Raw genomic sequence first — 18,046 nt, forward strand, 5'->3', positions numbered from 1 at the left:
ACCCGCGCCTACAGCGGCAGCGCCCGAACCGCCTCCGCCGCCCGCGCGGGCGCCGGCACCGAGGGCAGCACCGTCTCGCCGGCACCCGCCCGCTGCCGCGGCATCGTCACGGGCGCGAGCGGACGCGGACCCGCCACCACCGTGTAGTCCTGCCCCAGGAACGGCGGCTCGATCACCCCGGGGTCCTCGCCCAGCGCCAGCCGCACCGCCGCCCACGGCGCGTTGACGCCGCACAGCGCCAGCTGGTGCAGGCCGCCGGCGGGACGGGTGTTGACGTCGAGCAGCACCGGGCGGTCACCGAGCATGCGGAACTGGATGTTGGACAGATAGTGCAGCCCGAAGCCCTCGGCGATCAGCCGGGCCGGTTCCAGCCACCGCTCGTCCAGGGTGAAGCCCCGGCGGCGGCCGTTCTTGGTGCGGCCGACCGACAGCCGCAGCCGGTTGTCCGGCCCGGTCAGGCAGTCCACGGACACCTCCGGCTGCTCCAGGCGCGGCATCACCAGCCAGTTCACGGGCCCCTCGGCCCGCCGCAGCGCCTCGACCACCGGAGCGAGCTGCACGGACGGGCCGGGGAAGCCGGCGAGAGCGGCCAGGGAGAGGGGAGCCCGGGTGAGTACCCTGAAGCCGACACCGCCCGCGCCGGCGGCCGGCTTGAAACACACCTGCTGGCCCGTCTTCTCCAGCTCCTCGACAGCGCTGAGGAGTTCGTCCGCCGTCCGGATCCGCCGCCACGGCGGCACCGGGACACCCACCGAGCGGACCGCCTCGTACGCGGTCGCCTTGTCCTCGAACACCGCCACCGCCTCGGGCGTCGGCGCCACCAGCGCCGTACCGGCCGCCGCGAAGTCCGCCCGGTGCGCGACGACCGCCGACTGGTGCAGCCGGGGCACGAACACGTCGATGCCGCGCCGGACGCACTGGTCCAGGGCGTACTCGACGTACGCGGCCGGGGACAGGCCCTCGGGCTCCAGCTCGGCGGTGTCGGCGGCGGCCAGCACGGGGGAGTCCGGGTCGCCGTGCGTGGCATGGATCTCGACCGCCCGGTCGCTGGGATTCCTCCGCAGCTGATCCATGAAGAACACGTTCTCCGCGTACGTGCGGTTGAGCCAGACGCGTACGCGTGAGGGCATGCAGGCCGCCTTCGGGGGTGTGCGGGCAGGACGGAGCGGCCCGTGCCCGGGCAGGAGGGAGGAAGGGTCACCGAACGGCCCCGCGCAGGGGAGAAGAGGGAGGGCGCTGGTGTCGGGGCGATCATACGGCTTTCAAGTGCCCACGCGTGCAACGCGCGTGTTACGGAACGGGGCCGTCCGCCGCAGCGGTACGACACGCGGCCGGGGAGCCCCTTGTCCGTTGCCCCGCGCATGTGTTGTTGTGGTGCCTTCGGATGATCGGAAGGGGCGTGCGGGGTGGAGTCGACGGCCGGGGCCGGACAGCTGCTGGCCATCAGCGACCTGCACATCAGTTACCCGGACAACCGCGCCCTGGTCGACGGCATGCGGCCCCGGAGCGACGACGACTGGCTGATCGTGGCCGGGGACGTCGCGGAGACCGTCGCCGACATCCGCTGGGCCCTCGGCACCCTCGCGAAGCGCTTCCGCAAGGTGCTGTGGGCGCCCGGCAACCACGAGCTGTGGACCCACCCGAGCGACCCGGTCACCCTGCGCGGCGCCGCCCGCTACGACCACCTCGTCCAGGTGTGCCGGGAACTGGGCGTGGTGACCCCCGAGGACCCGTACCCCGTGTGGCGCGGCGCCGGCGGCCCCGCCGTCGTCGCCCCGCTGTTCCTGCTGTACGACTACTCGTTCCTGCCGGCCGGCTGCACCACCAAGGCCGAGGGCCTGGCCTACGCGGAGAGCACGGGCATCGTCTGCAACGACGAGTACCTGCTGCACCCCGACCCCTACCCGACCCGTGAGGCCTGGTGCCGGGCGCGGGTCGCCGAGACCGAGCGCCGGCTCGCCGAGCTGCCCGAGGACCTCCCGACCGTGCTGGCCGGCCACTATCCGCTGGACCGGCACCCCACGGAGGTGCTGTGGCACCCTGAGTTCGCCATGTGGTGCGGCACCCGGCTGACCGCGGACTGGCACCGCCGGTTCCGGGTCGCCACGATGGTCTACGGCCATCTGCACATCCCCCGCACCACCTGGCACGACGGAGTCCGCTTCATGGAGGTCTCCGTGGGATACCCCCGCGAATGGCGCAAGCGCCCGGATCCCCCGGGAAGGCTGCGCCGCGTCCTGCCGATGGAGGTCCACGCAGGTGATCGAGGAGCTGCTCCCGGAGTCGGTCGTGGCCGTGGAGGCGCACGCTGACGACCCCCTGTGGGACTCCCCGCTCCATCCGGCCGAGGAAGCGCTCGTCGCCCGCGCGGTGACCAAGCGGCGCCGCGAGTTCGCCGCCGTCCGGGGCTGCGCCCGGCGCGCCATGGAGAAACTCGGCGTGCCGCCGCAGCCCGTCATCAGCGGCGAGCGGGGTGCTCCGCGCTGGCCGGACGGCCTGCTCGGCAGCATGACCCACTGTGACGGCTACTGCGCCGCCGCCCTGGTCCGCGCCACCGACCTCGTCTCCCTCGGCATCGACGCCGAGCCGCACGGCCCCCTCCCGGACGGGGTCGGCCGGTCCGTCTTCCTGCCCGTGGAGGCGGCGCGGCTCGACCGGCTCGCCGGGCAGCGGCCCGCCGTGCACTGGGACCGGATCCTGTTCAGCGCCAAGGAGTCCGTCTACAAGGCGTGGTTCCCCCTGACCCGCAAGTGGCTGGACTTCTCCGAGGCCGACATCACCCTGCACCCCGATCCCGGCGGCGAGAGCCACGGCACCCTGAGCGCCACGCTCCTGGTGCCCGGGCCCGTGGTCGGCGGCCGGCGACTGCGGGTCTTCGAAGGCCGGTGGACGGTGCGCGACGGGCTGGTCACCACGTCCGTGGTCCTTCCCCACACCTGAGCCCATCCGCCACCGCACCGCCCTCCGACACCCGGTCACGCCCGGCCCCACGACCGCCCGCGCGGCGGTACCGGCCGGACCACCGGGGCCACTCCGGTGAGCTCCGCGGCCGTGCCCGCGTGTCGGGTCGCCGTGGCCGTTCCCCGTGGAGCCGGACGCCGTGCGGCCTCACGCGCAGGGCCGCCCGCGATGGCCACCCCGGCGCGCCCGGCCGCCGTGCGGCCCCGCTCGCGCGCCCGGCCGTCGTGGCCGTTCCAGGTGGGGTCGGGGCACGGGCGGCACCGGGCCGGAGCCGGCAGCGGGGCCGGCGCCGGGCGGGCCGGCCCGCCACCGCCGCGCGGGGTGAGCCTCACGCGTGGGGTCGCTGACGGTGGCCGTCCCGGTGGGCCCGCCGCCGTGCCGGTGCGCTCGGCCGGTGGCCGTCCCCGTGGAGTCGGGCGCCGTGAGGCGGTCCTTGCCGTACGGGCGCCAGCCGCGTGAGGGCGTGCCCGTGCGGTGGGCCGCCGGGGAGGGCCTCCCCGTCCGCCACCGGAGCCCCTGGGCCGCCCGGGACACGGCCGACGGCGCGGGAGTCGCCCGGGCGCTCAGGCGCGCGGACCCCAGTCGCGCAGCAGCCGGAAGAACTGCTCCTCGTTGCCCGCGAGTCCCGCCCGGGCCAGCGCCCGCTCCGCCTCGGCGAGCACGGTGGGCGGGACGACGGCGGGCCGGCCGTCCTGCGACGGCCCGTCGAAGGCGGCGCGCACCGTGTGGAGCAGCCGCAGGTAGGCCTGCACGGCGGTGCGCTCGCGGTCGGTCAGTACGGCGGTGGGCATCGGTCGGCTCTCCCCGAGTAGGCGTCACGGTCGCGCGCCCGGCGGCGCGCACGGACCCAGCTTGCCGCCCACCACTGACAACCCCGTCCGGCCCGCCCCGCGTTCGCCCGCTCAGCGGACGCGGAACCGCACCACAGCGCCGGCCGGACACCGGGCCACCCGGGCGGAGCCGGCTCAGGCCTGCGCGTACGGATATCCCAGGGAGGCCCCGATACGGCCGGCCACACCGCCGGGCCGGGCCGGGCCGCGCGGCGCCGAACCGGCGAGCAGGGTGCGGCACTTGCTGGCCAGCAGCAGGCCGAAGGACTCGGCGTCCCGCTCCTCGGCGAGGTCGAGGCGGCTGCGGGCGGCGGCCCGTCGCACTCGGGTACGGTGCGCCGTGCGGCCGGTGTCCTCGGGCAGCGGGCGGATCGCGGCGCCGGCACCGGCGCCGTCCACGGGGTGCCCGCAGCGGCCGGCCTGCACGTGCCACAGCTCGTGACCGAGGATCACCAACTGGTGTTCCGGGGCGGTACGTTCCTCCACGACGACGACGTCCCGGTCGGTCAGGTGCAGCCACAGTCCGCTGGCCGTGCCGGGCGGGAAGACGGCCGTACGGAACGTCACCGGCCGGCCCCGGCGGCGGCTCATCGCCGCGCACAGCGCCCGGTACAGCTCGTCCGGTGGTGCGGGCACGGCCAGGGTCAGCCCGCCCACCAGGTCGTCGCACAGCCGGCGCGTCTCCCTGCCGATGCCCACGGTCCTCCCCCGCTCACGACTCCGGCCGTTTGACACTCTCCAGCAGCATGTCGAGCCACTCGGCGACCTTGTCCCGATGCTGGTCGGTGGGCAACTGCGCGGCCCGCCAGGCGATTCCGCGCACGCCGTGGTCCTGGAGCAGCCGTTCCAGCGGGTCCTCGGGGTCCTGGATGGCGGCCCGCTCCCGGTCGGCGAGCTTCTGGAGCAGCTCCTGCTCGGTGCGCTGCAACGCGCCGGCCAGGGCCTCGGGGTCCTCCGCGGTGAGGAAGCCCGCGTGTACCCGGAAGAAGCGCTGGAGGGCGTCGCAGTGCTCCATGGTGGGCCGCCGGTCGCCGTTGATGAGGGCGCCGGCCTGCTGCCGGGACATACCCGCGCCGTCGGCTATCTCCTGCTGGGTGTAGCGGCGTCCGCCCGGTTTCAGCCGGGTGCGGCGCAGCAGGTCCAGGCGTTGCAGGAAGCGGGCCTGGACGTCCGGTTCACCCGCGGGCCGGCCGCTGAGCAGGGCCCTGACCACCGCCTCCGGCACACCGCAGGCGACGGAGAGCCGCCCGACGTCGAAGACCTCGGTGTGCGGTACACCGAGCCGGTCGGCGAGCGCGGTGACGCGGGCGACGACGGCCGGCAGCTGGGCGGTCGCCGAGGCGCCCGGATCCTCGTAGCCATCCGTCACCGACAGAACTCCTACGTCTCTCGAGGGCTTCAGATGCGTCCGTGGTTCTCACGAGCGGTCGCCGTGAACTTCCCGGAGAGTAGCGGGTGCCTCGAACTCACATCCAGGTGTCGCCACAACTGTGGCGAATTTCAGCCGTCAACCGGCATGAAATGCCACGATAGTTGACACGACTCCTGCTGGGCAGCAGGATCGCATCGCCGCGTGAAAGGCCGCAGAGGCAAGAGGGGTGACCTCCCGATGGCACATCAGGCAGGAGGGCAGCGGCCGGCACCGCGGCCCGTCCCCGACACCTGCGAGACCCAGGCGTACCTCCAGGACTACGCAGCGCTGCTGGACTTTCTGTCCTGCCCGTCCCTGGTCGTCGACCGCCACTGGAACGTGGTCATGGCCAACAGCGCGTTCGAGACACTCTTCCGCGGCGTGCGCCCCCATCCGACGGCCATGCCCGGCGACAACTTCCTCCGCTTCGTGCTGTTCCACCCGGACGCGGGCGAGGTGCTCGGCGAGCACGAGCCGGGCTGGTGCCTGCCGATGCTGGCCCAGCTCCGTTCCGCCCTGGAATCGTGCGGGCACGACCACGAACTCCAGGCGGTCCGCCGGGACATCGCCCAGGACCCGATCATGGAGGCCGCCTACCGGCAGGGACTGCCCCACTGGATCCGGGCCGTCGGTGAGGCCGGGAGCCGCCTCGACGGCGCCGTACGCCTCCTGCTCCACCCGGACCCGCGCCGCGGGCGCACCGAGTGCCGCATCGTGGAGGAGGCGCCGCAGCCGCTACGGGAGCTGGGCTACCGGCGCCTGTCGATGGTCCTGCGCGACCCCCGCCGGCCCGCCACCCCGGTCCGCCGCCCGCGCCGCCCCCGGGGCGCGGCCACACACCTGACGGTCGTCGCGTCCCCCGACAGCTGACCCGGCACCGCCGGCGTTCAGGTCGCCGGCGGCGCCGGGCCGGCACGAGCGGCTCCCGCCTCGCCCACCCGCCCGACAGGCCTGTCCCCCCGCCCGTACGGCGGCCAGGCCTGCCCCCGCCCGTACGGCGGGCGGGCCACCCCCTCCCTCGCCCGCCCGTCTCCTGCCCGGACGGCCGGTCCGCCCCCTCTCTCCCGTACGGCGAGCCGCTCCACCCTCGCCCGTCCGTCTCCTGCCCGGACGGCCGGTCCGCCCCCCCCCTCTCTCTCTCGTACGGCGAGCCGTTCCACCCTCGCCCGTCCGTCTCCCGCCGGACGGCCGGTCCGCCCCTCTCTCCCGTACGGCGAGCCGCTCCACGCCTGCCCGAGACGCTGCGCAAGCGGCTTGCATCGCTTGCGTTACGCTTGCGTTCATGACGCGACGACTTGCGGAAGTGGCGAAGAAGGTCGGGGTCAGCGAGGCCACGGTCAGCCGGGTGCTCAACGGCAAGCCCGGGGTCTCCGACGCCACGCGGCAGGCGGTGCTGACGGCTCTCGACATCCTCGGCTACGAGCGCCCCACCCAGCTGCGCGGGGAACGCGCACGGCTCGTCGGCCTGGTCCTGCCCGAGCTCCAGAACCCCATCTTCCCGGCGTTCGCCGAGGTCATCGGCGGTGCGCTGGCCCAGCTCGGACTGACCCCGGTGCTGTGCACGCAGACCAAGGGCGGCGTCTCGGAGGCGGACTACGTCGACCTGCTGCTCCAGCAGCAGGTCTCCGGCGTCGTCTTCGCCGGCGGCCTGTACGCCCAGGCCGACGCGCCGCACGACCACTACCGGCTGCTCGCGGAGCGCAACATTCCCGTCGTCCTGGTCAACGCGGCCATCGAGGACCTGGGATTCCCGGCCGTCTCCTGCGACGACACGGTGGCCGTCGAGCAGGCCTGGCGCCATCTGGCCTCCCTCGGTCACGAGCGCATCGGGCTGCTGCTCGGCCCCGGCGACCACGTGCCCTCGGCGCGCAAACTGGCCGCCGCCCGGGCGATCGCCGCCGACCTGCCGGAGGAGTTCGTCGCGCGGGCCATCTTCTCCCTGGAGGGCGGGCACGCCGCGGCCTCCCGGCTGATCGACCGCGGTGTCACCGGGATCATCTGCGCCAGCGACCCCCTGGCGCTCGGCGCCGTACGCGCCGCGCGCCGCAAGGGCCTGGACGTCCCCGGCCGCGTCTCCGTCGTGGGCTACGACGACTCGGCGTTCATGAACTGCACCGAGCCCCCGCTCACCACCGTCCGGCAGCCCATCGAGGCCATGGGACGCGCGGCCGTGGAGCTGCTGAACGCGCGGATCGCGGGCACCGCCGTACCCGCCGAGGAGCTGCTGTTCGAGCCCGAGCTGGTGGTGCGCGGCTCCACCGCGCAAGCGCCCCGCGACTGAACCCGGAACGATCCGGCAACCTGTCGAATAATTACAGATTCTGCGTGACATCTTGCGGCTCGTCGACGGCGGTGCTTGAGTGTGCGGCGCCCACCGCTCCCGCCACGCGTGCCATGAGGGGTCCACCGATGACAACCACCGGGTTCCGCCGTACCGTCGTCGCGATCGGCGTCTGTTCCTCCCTCGCCCTCGCCGCCACCGCCTGCGGGCCGGACGGCGACGGCTCGGCGAGCGGCAAGACCCGTATCACCGTCAACTGCGAGCCGCCGAGGAGCGCCAAGGTCGACCGCGCCTTCTTCGAGGACGACGTCGCCGCGTTCGAGAAGCGGAACCCGGACATCGACGTCGTGGCGCACGACGCCTTCCCCTGCCAGGACCCGAAGACCTTCGACGCCAAGCTCGCCGGGGGCCAGATGGAGGACGTGTTCTACACGTACTTCACCGACGCGAGGCACGTCGTCGACATCCGCCAGGCGGCCGACCTCACGCCGTACCTCGGCGGGCTGAAGAGCTACGGCAGCATCCAGAAGCAACTGCGGGACATCTACACCGTGGGCGGCAAGGTCTACGGCATTCCGCGCACCGGATACTCCATGGGCCTGATCTACAACCGCGCACTGTTCCGCAAGGCCGGCCTGGATCCCGACCGGCCCCCCGCGACCTGGGACGAGGTCCGCGCCGCCGCCAGGAAGATCGCCGGGCTCGGCAGCGGCACGGTCGGATACGCCGACTACAGCGCGCAGAACCAGGGCGGCTGGCACTTCACCGCCGAGCTGTACTCCCGGGGCGGGGACGTCGTCAGCGCGGACGGCAGGAAGGCGACCGTCGACAGCCCCGAGGGCCGGGCCGTCCTGCGCGAACTGCACGACATGCGGTGGACCGACGACTCCATGGGCAGCAGACAGCTTCTCGTCATCAACGACGTGCAGCAGCTGATGGGCGCGGGCCGGCTCGGCATGTACCTCGCCGCCCCCGACAACATCCCGATCCTGGTCAAGGAGAAGGGCGGCGACTACAAGGACCTCGCCCTCGCACCCATGCCCGGCGGCAGGGCCACCCTCATCGGCGGTGACGGCTACATGTTCAACAAGCACGACACGCCCGCCCAGATCCGCGCCGGCCTCAAGTGGCTCGACCACATGTTCCTCACCCCGGGCAAGGGATTCCTCGGCGACTACGCCCGCGCCAGGAAGCACGACGCCCCCGTCGGCCTGCCCGAGCCCCGCCTGTTCACCGGCACCGCCGACGCCACCGACCAGCGGGCCAAGAAGGCCGACGCCAACGTGCCGGTGGGGAACTACCGGTCCTTCCTCGACGGCAACACCCGCCTCCGCATGCGGATCGAACCCCCGCACGCCCAGCAGCTCTACTCCGTCCTCGACGCCGTCGTCTCCGCCGTCCTCACCAAGAAGGACGCCGACATCGACCAGCTCCTCGAAGATGCCTCCGGCAAGATCGACTCCATCCTGGCCCGGAGCTGACCGCCGTGACGAAGACGGCCGAGCGGCGGCCCCCGGCACCGGCCGCCGTCCCCCCGGTCCCGGCGCCCCCGGCGCGGGACCGCAGGCGGCGCCGCCTCGCCGACCAGGCCCGCGCCTACGGCTTCCTGCTCGGCGGCCTGATCTGCTTCGCGCTGTTCTCCTGGTACCCGGCGATCCGTGCGGTCGTCATCGCCTTCCAGAAGTACACCCCGGGTTCACCGCCCGAGTGGACCGGCACCGCCAACTTCACCCGTGTCCTGCACGACCCCGAGTTCGCCGCCGCCTGGCGCAACACCCTGACCTTCACCCTGCTCGCCCTGCTCATCGGGTTCGCGATCCCCTTCGTACTCGCCCTCGTCCTCAACGAGCTGCGGCACGCCAAGGCCTTCTTCCGGGTCGTCGTCTACTTGCCGGTGATGATCCCGCCCGTGGTCAGCGCCCTGCTGTGGAAATGGTTCTACGACCCCGGAACCGGCCTCGCCAACGAGACCCTCCGCTTCCTGCACCTGCCCACCTCGAACTGGTCCAACGGCACCGACACCGCCCTGGTCTCCCTGGTCCTCGTCGCCACCTGGGCCAACATGGGCGGCACCGTCCTCATCTACCTCGCCGCCCTCCAGTCCGTCCCCGGCGAGCTGTACGAGGCCGCCGAACTGGACGGCGCGAACCTCCTCCAGCGCATCCGGCACGTCACCGTCCCGCAGACCCGGTTCGTCATCCTGATGCTGATGCTCCTCCAGATCATCGCCACCATGCAGGTGTTCACCGAACCGTTCGTCATCACGGGCGGCGGCCCGGAGAACGCGACCGTCACCGTGCTCTACCTCATCTACAAGTACGCCTTCCTCTACAACGACTTCGGCGGCGCCTGCGCCCTGAGCGTCCTGCTGCTGGTCCTGCTCGGCGCCTTCTCCGCGCTCTACCTGCGGCTCACCCGCTCCGAGGGGGACGTATGAGCACCGCCACCCGCACCCTGATCTCCCCGGCCACCCTCGCCCGTCCGCGCGGAAAAGCCCTGTACTGGACGGTGTTCACGGCCGTCGTCGTCCTCTTCGCGCTCGCCTTCCTCTTCCCGGTGTACTGGATGGTGACCGGCGCGATGAAGTCCCCGGACGAGGTGGCACGCACCCCGCCGGCGCTCCTGCCGGAGCACTGGCGCCTCGGCGGATACACCGACGCCTGGGACCTGATGCAGCTCCCGCAGCACCTGAGCAACACCGTCGTCCAGGCCGTGGGCGCCTGGGCCTTCCAGCTGGTGTTCTGCACGGCCGCGGCCTACTCCCTGTCCAGGCTGGGACCGGCCTTCGGCAAGGTGGTCCTCGGCGGCATCCTCGCCACCCTCATGGTCCCGGCACAGGCGCTGGTCGTCCCCAAGTACCTGACCGTCGCCGACCTGCCGCTGATCCACACCAGCCTGCTCAACGACCCCCTCGCCATCTGGCTGCCGGCCGCCGCCAACGCCTTCAACCTCTACCTGCTCAAACGGTTCTTCGACCAACTGCCCCGCGACGTGCTGGAGGCCGCCGAGATCGACGGCGCGGGCGGACTGCGGATCCTGTGGTCGGTCGTCCTGCCCATGTCCAGGCCGGTCCTCGGCGTGGTGTCCATCTTCGCGCTGGTCGCCGTCTGGCAGGACTTCCTGTGGCCGCTGATGGTCTTCTCCGACACCGGCAAGCAGCCGATCAGCGTGGCCCTCGTCCAGCTGTCGCAGAACATCCAGCTCACCGTGCTCATCGCCGCCATGGTGATCGCCAGCATCCCGATGGTGGCACTGTTCCTCGTCTTCCAGCGGCACATCATCGCCGGGATCAGCGCGGGCAGCACCAAGGGCTGACACCGGCACCCCCTCCCCGGCCCCCGTCTACCGAAAGGCACGCTCCGTGGGACAGCCCCGCCATGCCCCCGAGGACCCCGACTGGTGGCGCACGGCCGTCATCTACCAGGTGTACGTCCGCAGCTTCGCGGACGGCGACGGCGACGGCACCGGCGACCTCGCGGGCGTCCGCTCCCGGCTGCCGTACCTCGCCGGACTCGGCGTGGACGCCCTGTGGTTCAGCCCCTGGTACCCCTCGCCCATGAAGGACGGCGGCTACGACGTCGCCGACTACCGCGCCATCGACCCGGCCTTCGGCACTCTCGCCGAGGCGGAGAAACTCATCGCCGAGGCCCGGGAGCTGGGCATCCGCACGATCGTCGACATCGTGCCCAACCACGTCTCCGACCAGCACCCCTGGTTCCGGGCCGCACTCGCCGCCGGACCGGGCAGCGCCGAGCGGGAGCTGTTCCACTTCCGGCGGGGACGCGGCGCTCACGGTGAACTCCCGCCCAACGACTGGCCGTCGCAGTTCGCCGGCTCCACCGCACCGGTGTGGACGCGGCTGCCTGACGGCGACTGGTACCTGCACCTGTTCACCCCCGAGCAGCCCGACCTCAACTGGGCCCACCCAGCCGTCCACCAGGAACACGAGGACGTCCTGCGCTTCTGGTTCGAGCGGGGCGTCGCCGGAGTCCGCATCGACTCGGCCGCCCTCCTCGCCAAGGACCCGGACCTCCCCGACCTCGCCACCCGGCCCCGGCCGCACCCCTTCGTCGACCGGGACGAACTCCACGCCGTCTACCGTTCCTGGCGGCGCGTGGCGGACGAGTACGGCGGTGTGTTCGTCGGTGAGGTCTGGCTCCCCGACCCCGAACGCTTCGCCCGCTACCTGCGCCCCGACGAACTCCACACCGCCTTCAACTTCGCCTTCCTGTCCTGCCCCTGGGACCCCGCACGGCTGCGCGCCGCCATCGACACCACCCTCGCCGAACACGCCCCCGTCGGCGCCCCGGCCACCTGGGTGCTGTGCAACCACGACGTCACCCGCACCGTGACCCGGTACGGCCGCGAGGACACCGCCTTCGACTTCGCCACCAAGGCCTTCGGCACGCCGGCGGACCTGACGCTCGGCACGCGCAGGGCGCGGGCCGCGGCCCTGCTGTCACTGGCGCTGCCCGGCGCGGTGTACCTCTACCAGGGGGAGGAGCTGGGCCTGCCGGAGGCCGACGTCCCGGCCGGCCGCGTCCAGGACCCGATGTACTTCCGGTCCGGTGGCGCCGCTCCCGGCCGCGACGGCTGCCGGATCCCGCTGCCGTGGGCCGAGGACATGCCGTACGCGGGCTTCGGCGCCCACGAGGAGCCGTGGCTGCCGCAGCCGGCCGACTGGCCGTCGTACGCGGTCGACCGCCAGCAACGCGACCCGGACTCCATGCTCACCCTCTACCGCCGGGCCATCGCCCTGCGCCCCACGTTCGGCGACGGCCCCCTGACCTGGCTGTCCGCTCCGGACGGCGTCCTGGCCTTCTCCCGCGCCGGGAGAGCCCTGTGCGTGGTGAACCTCGCGCCCACGCCCGCCGTCCTCCCCCCGCACTCCCGGCCCCTGCTGAGCAGCGGCCCGCTGGACGAAGCGGGCCGGCTGCCACCGGACACGGCGGCCTGGCTGCGGGCCTGAGCCACCCCGCGTACACACCGCGCTGTACGCACCCCGCTATCCCCGCACCCCCACGACGAAGGGATCAGCACATGCACAGCAGCACCCCCGGACACCTCAGGCGCATCCCGGCCACCGGGGCGGTCGTCGCCCTCGCCGCCGGCATGCTCGTCACCCTCGCCCCGGCCGCCCACGCGGCGGCGGGCGCCACGCTCCCCTTCACCTCCGTGGAGGCCGAGTCGGCGGCCACCACCGGCACGCGGATCGGCCCCGACCACACCCAGGGCACCCTCGCCTCGGAGGCCTCCGGCCGGCAGGCCGTACGGCTGACGGCCGGGCAGCGGGTGGAGTTCACCGTGCCCCGCGCGTCCAACGCGCTGAACATCGCGTACAACGTTCCCGACGGGCAGTCCGGCGCGCTGAACGTGTACGTCAACGGCACCCGGCTCGCCCGGACCCTCCCGGTCACCTCCAAGTACTCGTACATCGACACCGGCTGGATCACCGGCTCCCGGACGCACCACTTCTTCGACAACGCCCGGCTGCTGCTCGGGCAGAACGTCCAGGCCGGCGACAAGATCGCCGTCGAGCCGGCCGGCACCCAGGTGACCGTCGACGTCGCCGACTTCGAGCAGGTCGCCCCGGCCGCCACCCAGCCCGCCGGCTCGGTGTCCGTCGTCTCCAAGGGCGCCGACCCCAGCGGCAGCGGCGACTCCACCCAGGCGTTCCGCGACGCCATCGCCGCCGCCCAGGGCGGCACGGTGTGGATCCCGCCGGGCGACTACCGCCTCACGTCCGCCCTGAGCGGCGTGCAGAACGTGACGCTCCAGGGCGCCGGCAGCTGGTACTCCGTCGTGCACACCTCGCACTTCGTCGACCAGACCGGGTCCTCGGGGAACGTCCACATCAAGGACTTCGCGGTCATCGGAGAGGTCACCGAACGCGTCGACTCCAGCCCCTACAACTTCGTCAACGGCTCCCTCGGCGCCAACTCCTCCGTGTCCGGCATGTGGATCCAGCACCTGAAGGTCGGCCTGTGGCTGACCGGCAACAACGACAACCTGGTGGTGGAGAACAACCGCATCCTCGACACCACCGCCGACGGCATCAACCTCAACGGCACCGCCAAGGGCGTCCGGGTCCGCAACAACTTCCTGCGCGACCAGGGCGACGACGCCCTCGCCATGTGGTCGCTGTACTCCCCGGACACGGACTCCAGCTTCGAGAACAACACCATCTCGCAGCCCAACCTCGCCAACGGCATCGCGATCTACGGCGGCACCGACATCGCCGTACGGAACAACCTGGTCTCCGACACCAACGCCCTCGGCAGCGGCATCGCGATCTCCAATCAGAAGTTCCTGGACCCGTTCAGCCCGCTCGCCGGGACGATCACCGTGAGCGGCAACACGCTCGTACGCACCGGCGCCATGAACCCCAACTGGAACCACCCCATGGGTGCCCTGCGCGTCGACTCCTACGACAGCGCGATCAACGCGACCGTGAACATCACCGACACGACGATCACCGACAGCCCGTACAGCGCCTTCGAGTTCGTCTCCGGCGGCGGTCAGGGCTACCCGGTCCGCAACGTCGACGTGACCGGCGCGACCGTACGGAACACCGGTACGGTCGTGGTCCAGGCCGAGGCGCAGGGCGCGGCCACCTTCAAGAACGTCACCGCGACCCAGGTCGGGGCGGCCGGCGTCTACAACTGCCCCTACCCGGCGAACTCCGGCGCCTTCACGCTCACCGACGGCGGCGGCAACTCCGGCTGGTCCACCACCTGGTCGGACTGCTCCACCTGGCCCCAGCCCGGCCAGGGCAACCCCGAACCCGACCCGAACCGCAACCTCGCCAAGGGCCGCCCGGCCACCGCGACCGGCTCCCAGGACGTCTACACACCCGGCAAGGCGGACGACGGCGACGCCGGCACGTACTGGGAGTCCGCCAACAACGCCTTCCCGCAGTCCTGGACGGCCGACCTCGGCTCGCCGTACGCCGTACGGCGCCTGGTGCTGAAACTGCCGCCGTCCCAGGCGTGGGGCGCGCGCACCCAGACGATCACAGTGCTCGGCAGCACGGACGGCTCCGGCTACACGACCGTGGCCGCCGCCCACGACTACCGCTTCGACCCGGCCACCGGCAACACCGTGACCGTCCCCCTGCCCAGCGGCACGAACCTGCGCTACCTACGCCTGACGGTCACCGCCAACACGGGCTGGCCGGCGGCACAGTTCAGCGAGGTGGAGGCGTATCTGACCTCGTGACGCGAGGCACCGGGGAGGACCGTTGCGGATCCGCCCCGCGCTTCACCCGCCCTGGGGCGCGTGTCGGCCGGCGTCTGCCGGCGCGCGTCCCGGCTCCACTCGTACCGCCGACTTTCACGCGGGCGCCACCGGGGACTTCCCTGACGTTTGCTGCTCTTGGAACACTCGCTCCGCGCACATTCCGTCAACTGACCGGTTCGCGGACGTACGTCAGGACGAGAGGACCCTCACCCATGCCCGAAGTCAACCGGCGGCGCTTCCTCCAAGTGGCCGGTGCCGGCACCGCGTTCAGCGCGCTGGCCGGCAGCATCCAGCGGGCGGCCGCCCTGCCCGCCCACTACGGCACCGGATCGCTGGACGACGTGGAGCACATCGTCGTCCTGATGCAGGAGAACCGTTCCTTCGACCACTACTTCGGCTCGCTGCGCGGAGTCCGGGGCTTCGGCGACCCGCGTCCGGTCACCCAGAACGGCAGGTCCGTCTGGAAGCAGTCCGACGGCACCAAGGACATCCTGCCCTTCCACCCCGACGCCGACGACCTGGGCCTGGCCTTCATCCAGGACCTCCCGCACGGCTGGAACGACGGACACACGGCGTTCAACGGCGGCAAGTACGACAAGTGGGTGCCCGCCAAGTCGGCCACCACGATGGCGTACCTGACCCGCGACGACATCCCCTTCCACTACGCCCTCGCGGACGCCTTCACCGTCTGCGACGCCTATCACTGCTCGCTGATCGGCTCCACCGACCCCAACCGCTACTACCTGTGGTCGGGTTACACCGGCAACGACGGCAAGGGCGGCGGTCCGGTCCTCGGCAACGAGGAGGCGGGCTACGGCTGGACGACGTACCCCGAGCGCCTGGAGCAGGCCGGGGTCTCCTGGAAGATCTACCAGGACGTCGGTGACGGCCTGGACGCGGCAGGCTCCTGGGGCTGGATCAGCGACGCCTACCGCGGCAACTACGGGGACAACTCGCTCCTCTACTTCAACCAGTACCGCAACGCCCGGCCCGGCGACCCGCTGTACGACAAGGCCCGCACCGGCACCGACGCCCGCAAGGGCGAGGGCTTCTTCGACCGGCTGAAGGCGGACGTCCAGGCCGCCCGGCTGCCCCAGGTCTCCTGGATCGTGGCCCCCGAGGCCTTCACCGAGCACCCCAACTGGCCCGCCAACTACGGTGCCTGGTACGTCTCCCAGGTACTGGACGCGCTCACCTCCAATCCCGAGGTGTGGGGCAGGACCGCGCTCTTCATCACCTACGACGAGAACGACGGCTTCTTCGACCACGTGATCCCGCCCTACCCGCCGGCCTCGGCCGCCCAGGGCCGGTCGACGGTGGACGCGGCGCCCGACCTGTTCAAGGGCGACGGCAGCCATGTCGCCGGACCGTACGGGCTGGGGCAGCGGGTGCCGATGCTCGTCGTCTCGCCCTGGAGCAAGGGGGGGTACGTCTGCTCCGAGACCTTCGACCACACCTCGGTCATCCGGTTCATCGAGCGCCGCTTCGGTGTGCGCGAGCCGAACATCTCACCCTGGCGGCGGGCCGTCTGCGGCGACCTGACGAGCGCCTTCGACTTCTCCCGCAAGGACGCGGCGCCGGTCGCGCTGCCCTCCACGACCGGTTACCGGCCGCCGGACGGGGCCCGCCACCCGGACTACGTCCCCAAGCCGCCCGCCCATGCCGCCCTGCCCGTGCAGGAGCCCGGCAGCCGGCCCACCCGCCCGCTGAAGTACGCGCCCACGACGGACGGTTCCGCGGACACCGCGGCCGGCAGGTTCACGCTCACCTTCGCCTCGGGGGCGCAGGCGGGCGCCGCCTTCCTCGTCACGTCCGGCAACCGCACCGACGGCCCCTGGACGTACACCACGGAGGCCGGCAAGAGCCTCTCGGACACCTGGAACTCCGCCTACTCCGGCGGCACCTACGACCTCGCCGTGCACGGCCCCAACGGCTTCCTGCGCGTCTTCAAGGGCCGCAACAAGGTCGCCGGCCCCGAGGTCACCGCCCGGCACGCGGGCGACGACATCCAGCTCACCTTCACCAACAAGGGCTCCGGCACCGTCGGACTGACGCTGACCGACGGCTACGGCGGCAGCCCCGTCGCGATCAGCGTGCGGCCCGGCGCGACCGTCAAGCGGACCGTCGGCCTGGCGGCGAGCAAGCGCTGGTACGACCTGACCGTCACGTCCGAGGCCGACCCGGCCTTCCTGCGCGGCTTCGCCGGCCACGTCGAGAACGGGCTGCCCGGCGTCAGCGACCCGGCCATCGTGACGGGATGAACGGACGATGAACACCGCTCCGTGCGGACTGGTCAGGTACCGGTCAGAGCAGGGTAGTGTGCCCCGGTGACCACGCAATCAAACACCCCGGCAGGCTGGTACCCGGATCCGCACGGGGCGGTCCAGACGCTCCGCTACTGGGACGGCGCGCAGTGGACCGAGCACACCAACCCGGCTCAGCAGCCCGCCGGACAGGTTCCGCCGCAGCAGGCCCCGGCCCAGCAGGCCGCCTTCCCGCAGCAGCAGACCGCCGACGCCAAGGTGCAGCGACAGGTGCAGCGGCAGGCCGGCGTCACGGCCGGCGGCCCCGGCGGCGGCACCCTCTTCACCGAGCCTGTCCTGGTCGTGAACCAGAAGGCCAAGCTGATCGAGCTGACCAACGAGTACACGGTCATGGATCAGAACGGCCGGCAGCTCGGATCGGTCACCCAGGTCGGACAGGGCGTACTGAAGAAGATCCTGCGCTTCGTCTCCAGCTTCGACCAGTTCATGACCCACAAGCTGGAGATCCGTGATGCCTACGGCCAGCCGCAGCTGCTGTTGACCCGCCCCGCGAAGATCTTCAAGTCCCGGGTGATCGTGACCCGCCCGGACGGCTCGCCGGTCGGCGAGATCGTCCAGAAGAACATGATCGGCAAGATCAATTTCGCGATGACGGCGAACGGCCAGCAGGTCGGCGCCATCAAGGCGGAGAACTGGCGGGCCTGGAACTTCGCGATCGTCGACCACGCGGACAACGAGGTCGCCCGGATCACCAAGACCTGGGAAGGCCTCGCGAAGACGCTGTTCACGACCGCGGACAACTACGTCCTCCAGATCCACTACCAGCTCCCCGAGCCGCTGCTGAGCCTCGTGGTGGCCACGGCGCTGACGGTGGACACCGCGCTGAAGCAGGACTCGCGCGGCTGGGGCTGATCGCCCTGGCGGGACGGGTACGGCGACGGCGGCCAGCGCGTAGGCGACGGCCGACACCAGGGACAGGGCCAGGGCGGTCACCGCCGCGGCGCTCATCGGGCCGCTCCCGCCAGGACGGGCTCCGGCGTGGCGAGTCGGCCGGCGCCGC

Annotated in this window: 15 protein-coding genes; 11 read left to right on the top strand and 4 right to left on the bottom strand. The window is 72.3% G+C overall.

Going from position 1 to position 18,046, the window contains the following annotated elements; translation table 11 throughout:
• Window positions 1–8 precede the first annotated feature (8 nt).
• Window positions 9–1,130 (bottom strand): ATP-grasp domain-containing protein, encoded by a 1,122-nt coding sequence (locus tag ACGFT1_RS08245; RefSeq protein WP_373908207.1) that lies wholly within the window; start codon window positions 1,128–1,130, stop codon window positions 9–11.
• Between the two features lie 276 nt (window positions 1,131–1,406).
• Here ACGFT1_RS08245 and ACGFT1_RS08250 point away from each other — a divergent pair, with 276 nt between their 5' ends.
• Both ACGFT1_RS08250 and ACGFT1_RS08255 read left to right on the top strand, forming a co-directional pair.
• The gene (locus ACGFT1_RS08250) at window positions 1,407–2,312 is read left to right on the top strand and encodes a metallophosphoesterase (RefSeq protein ID WP_373908208.1); all 906 of its coding nucleotides are present in this window, start codon (window positions 1,407–1,409) and stop codon (window positions 2,310–2,312) included.
• Window positions 2,260–2,940, top strand: coding sequence for a 4'-phosphopantetheinyl transferase (locus ACGFT1_RS08255; protein WP_373908209.1), 681 nt, complete (start codon window positions 2,260–2,262; stop codon window positions 2,938–2,940). The genes ACGFT1_RS08250 and ACGFT1_RS08255 overlap by 53 nt, the downstream gene beginning before the upstream one ends.
• A gap of 584 nt (window positions 2,941–3,524) precedes the next feature.
• On the opposite strand, the gene ACGFT1_RS08260 is transcribed toward ACGFT1_RS08255, so the two are convergent.
• The 3 genes from ACGFT1_RS08260 to ACGFT1_RS08270 form a co-directional block, all read right to left on the bottom strand.
• Entirely contained in the window at window positions 3,525–3,752 is a 228-nt protein-coding gene (locus tag ACGFT1_RS08260) for a hypothetical protein (protein ID WP_373908210.1), read from the bottom strand.
• Window positions 3,753–3,926: 174 nt separating this feature from the next.
• Window positions 3,927–4,490: a toxin-antitoxin system, toxin component gene (locus ACGFT1_RS08265; protein ID WP_373908211.1), complete on the bottom strand. Its 564-nt coding sequence runs from the start codon at window positions 4,488–4,490 to the stop codon at window positions 3,927–3,929.
• Window positions 4,491–4,503: 13 nt separating this feature from the next.
• A complete protein-coding gene (locus ACGFT1_RS08270) occupies window positions 4,504–5,160 on the bottom strand; it encodes a helix-turn-helix domain-containing protein (RefSeq protein WP_373908212.1) in 657 nt (218 codons plus the stop codon).
• Between the two features lie 240 nt (window positions 5,161–5,400).
• Between ACGFT1_RS08270 and ACGFT1_RS08275 the strand changes: the two genes are divergently transcribed.
• From ACGFT1_RS08275 to ACGFT1_RS08315, 9 genes are all read left to right on the top strand, one after another.
• Window positions 5,401–6,072 (top strand): hypothetical protein, encoded by a 672-nt coding sequence (locus ACGFT1_RS08275; RefSeq protein ID WP_373908213.1) that lies wholly within the window; start codon window positions 5,401–5,403, stop codon window positions 6,070–6,072.
• Between the two features lie 412 nt (window positions 6,073–6,484).
• Window positions 6,485–7,483 (top strand): LacI family DNA-binding transcriptional regulator, encoded by a 999-nt coding sequence (locus tag ACGFT1_RS08280; RefSeq protein ID WP_373908214.1) that lies wholly within the window; start codon window positions 6,485–6,487, stop codon window positions 7,481–7,483.
• Window positions 7,484–7,611: 128 nt separating this feature from the next.
• The gene (locus ACGFT1_RS08285; RefSeq protein ID WP_373908215.1) at window positions 7,612–8,964 is read left to right on the top strand and encodes an ABC transporter substrate-binding protein; all 1,353 of its coding nucleotides are present in this window, start codon (window positions 7,612–7,614) and stop codon (window positions 8,962–8,964) included.
• Between the two features lie 5 nt (window positions 8,965–8,969).
• On the top strand, window positions 8,970–9,920 hold the full coding sequence (locus tag ACGFT1_RS08290; protein WP_373908216.1) for a carbohydrate ABC transporter permease: 951 nt from the start codon (window positions 8,970–8,972) through the stop codon (window positions 9,918–9,920).
• Window positions 9,917–10,798 (top strand): carbohydrate ABC transporter permease, encoded by an 882-nt coding sequence (locus ACGFT1_RS08295; protein WP_373908217.1) that lies wholly within the window; start codon window positions 9,917–9,919, stop codon window positions 10,796–10,798. Before ACGFT1_RS08290 ends, ACGFT1_RS08295 begins: the two co-directional genes overlap by 4 nt.
• Window positions 10,799–10,844: 46 nt before the next feature.
• On the top strand, window positions 10,845–12,452 hold the full coding sequence (locus tag ACGFT1_RS08300) for a glycoside hydrolase family 13 protein (RefSeq protein ID WP_373908218.1): 1,608 nt from the start codon (window positions 10,845–10,847) through the stop codon (window positions 12,450–12,452).
• A gap of 71 nt (window positions 12,453–12,523) precedes the next feature.
• Window positions 12,524–14,701, top strand: coding sequence for a discoidin domain-containing protein (locus ACGFT1_RS08305; RefSeq protein WP_373908219.1), 2,178 nt, complete (start codon window positions 12,524–12,526; stop codon window positions 14,699–14,701).
• Between the two features lie 233 nt (window positions 14,702–14,934).
• A complete protein-coding gene (locus ACGFT1_RS08310) occupies window positions 14,935–16,983 on the top strand; it encodes a phosphocholine-specific phospholipase C (protein ID WP_373908220.1) in 2,049 nt (682 codons plus the stop codon).
• 66 nt (window positions 16,984–17,049) lie between these two features.
• Complete coding sequence (locus tag ACGFT1_RS08315; protein ID WP_373908221.1) at window positions 17,050–17,898, top strand: phospholipid scramblase-related protein; 849 nt, start codon at window positions 17,050–17,052, stop codon at window positions 17,896–17,898.
• The last annotated feature ends 148 nt before the right edge of the window (window positions 17,899–18,046 follow it).

Origin of the sequence: Streptomyces sp. Y20, from assembly GCF_043195475.1 — a bacterium.
In the GTDB taxonomy this organism is placed as follows: Bacteria; Actinomycetota; Actinomycetes; order Streptomycetales; family Streptomycetaceae; genus Streptomyces.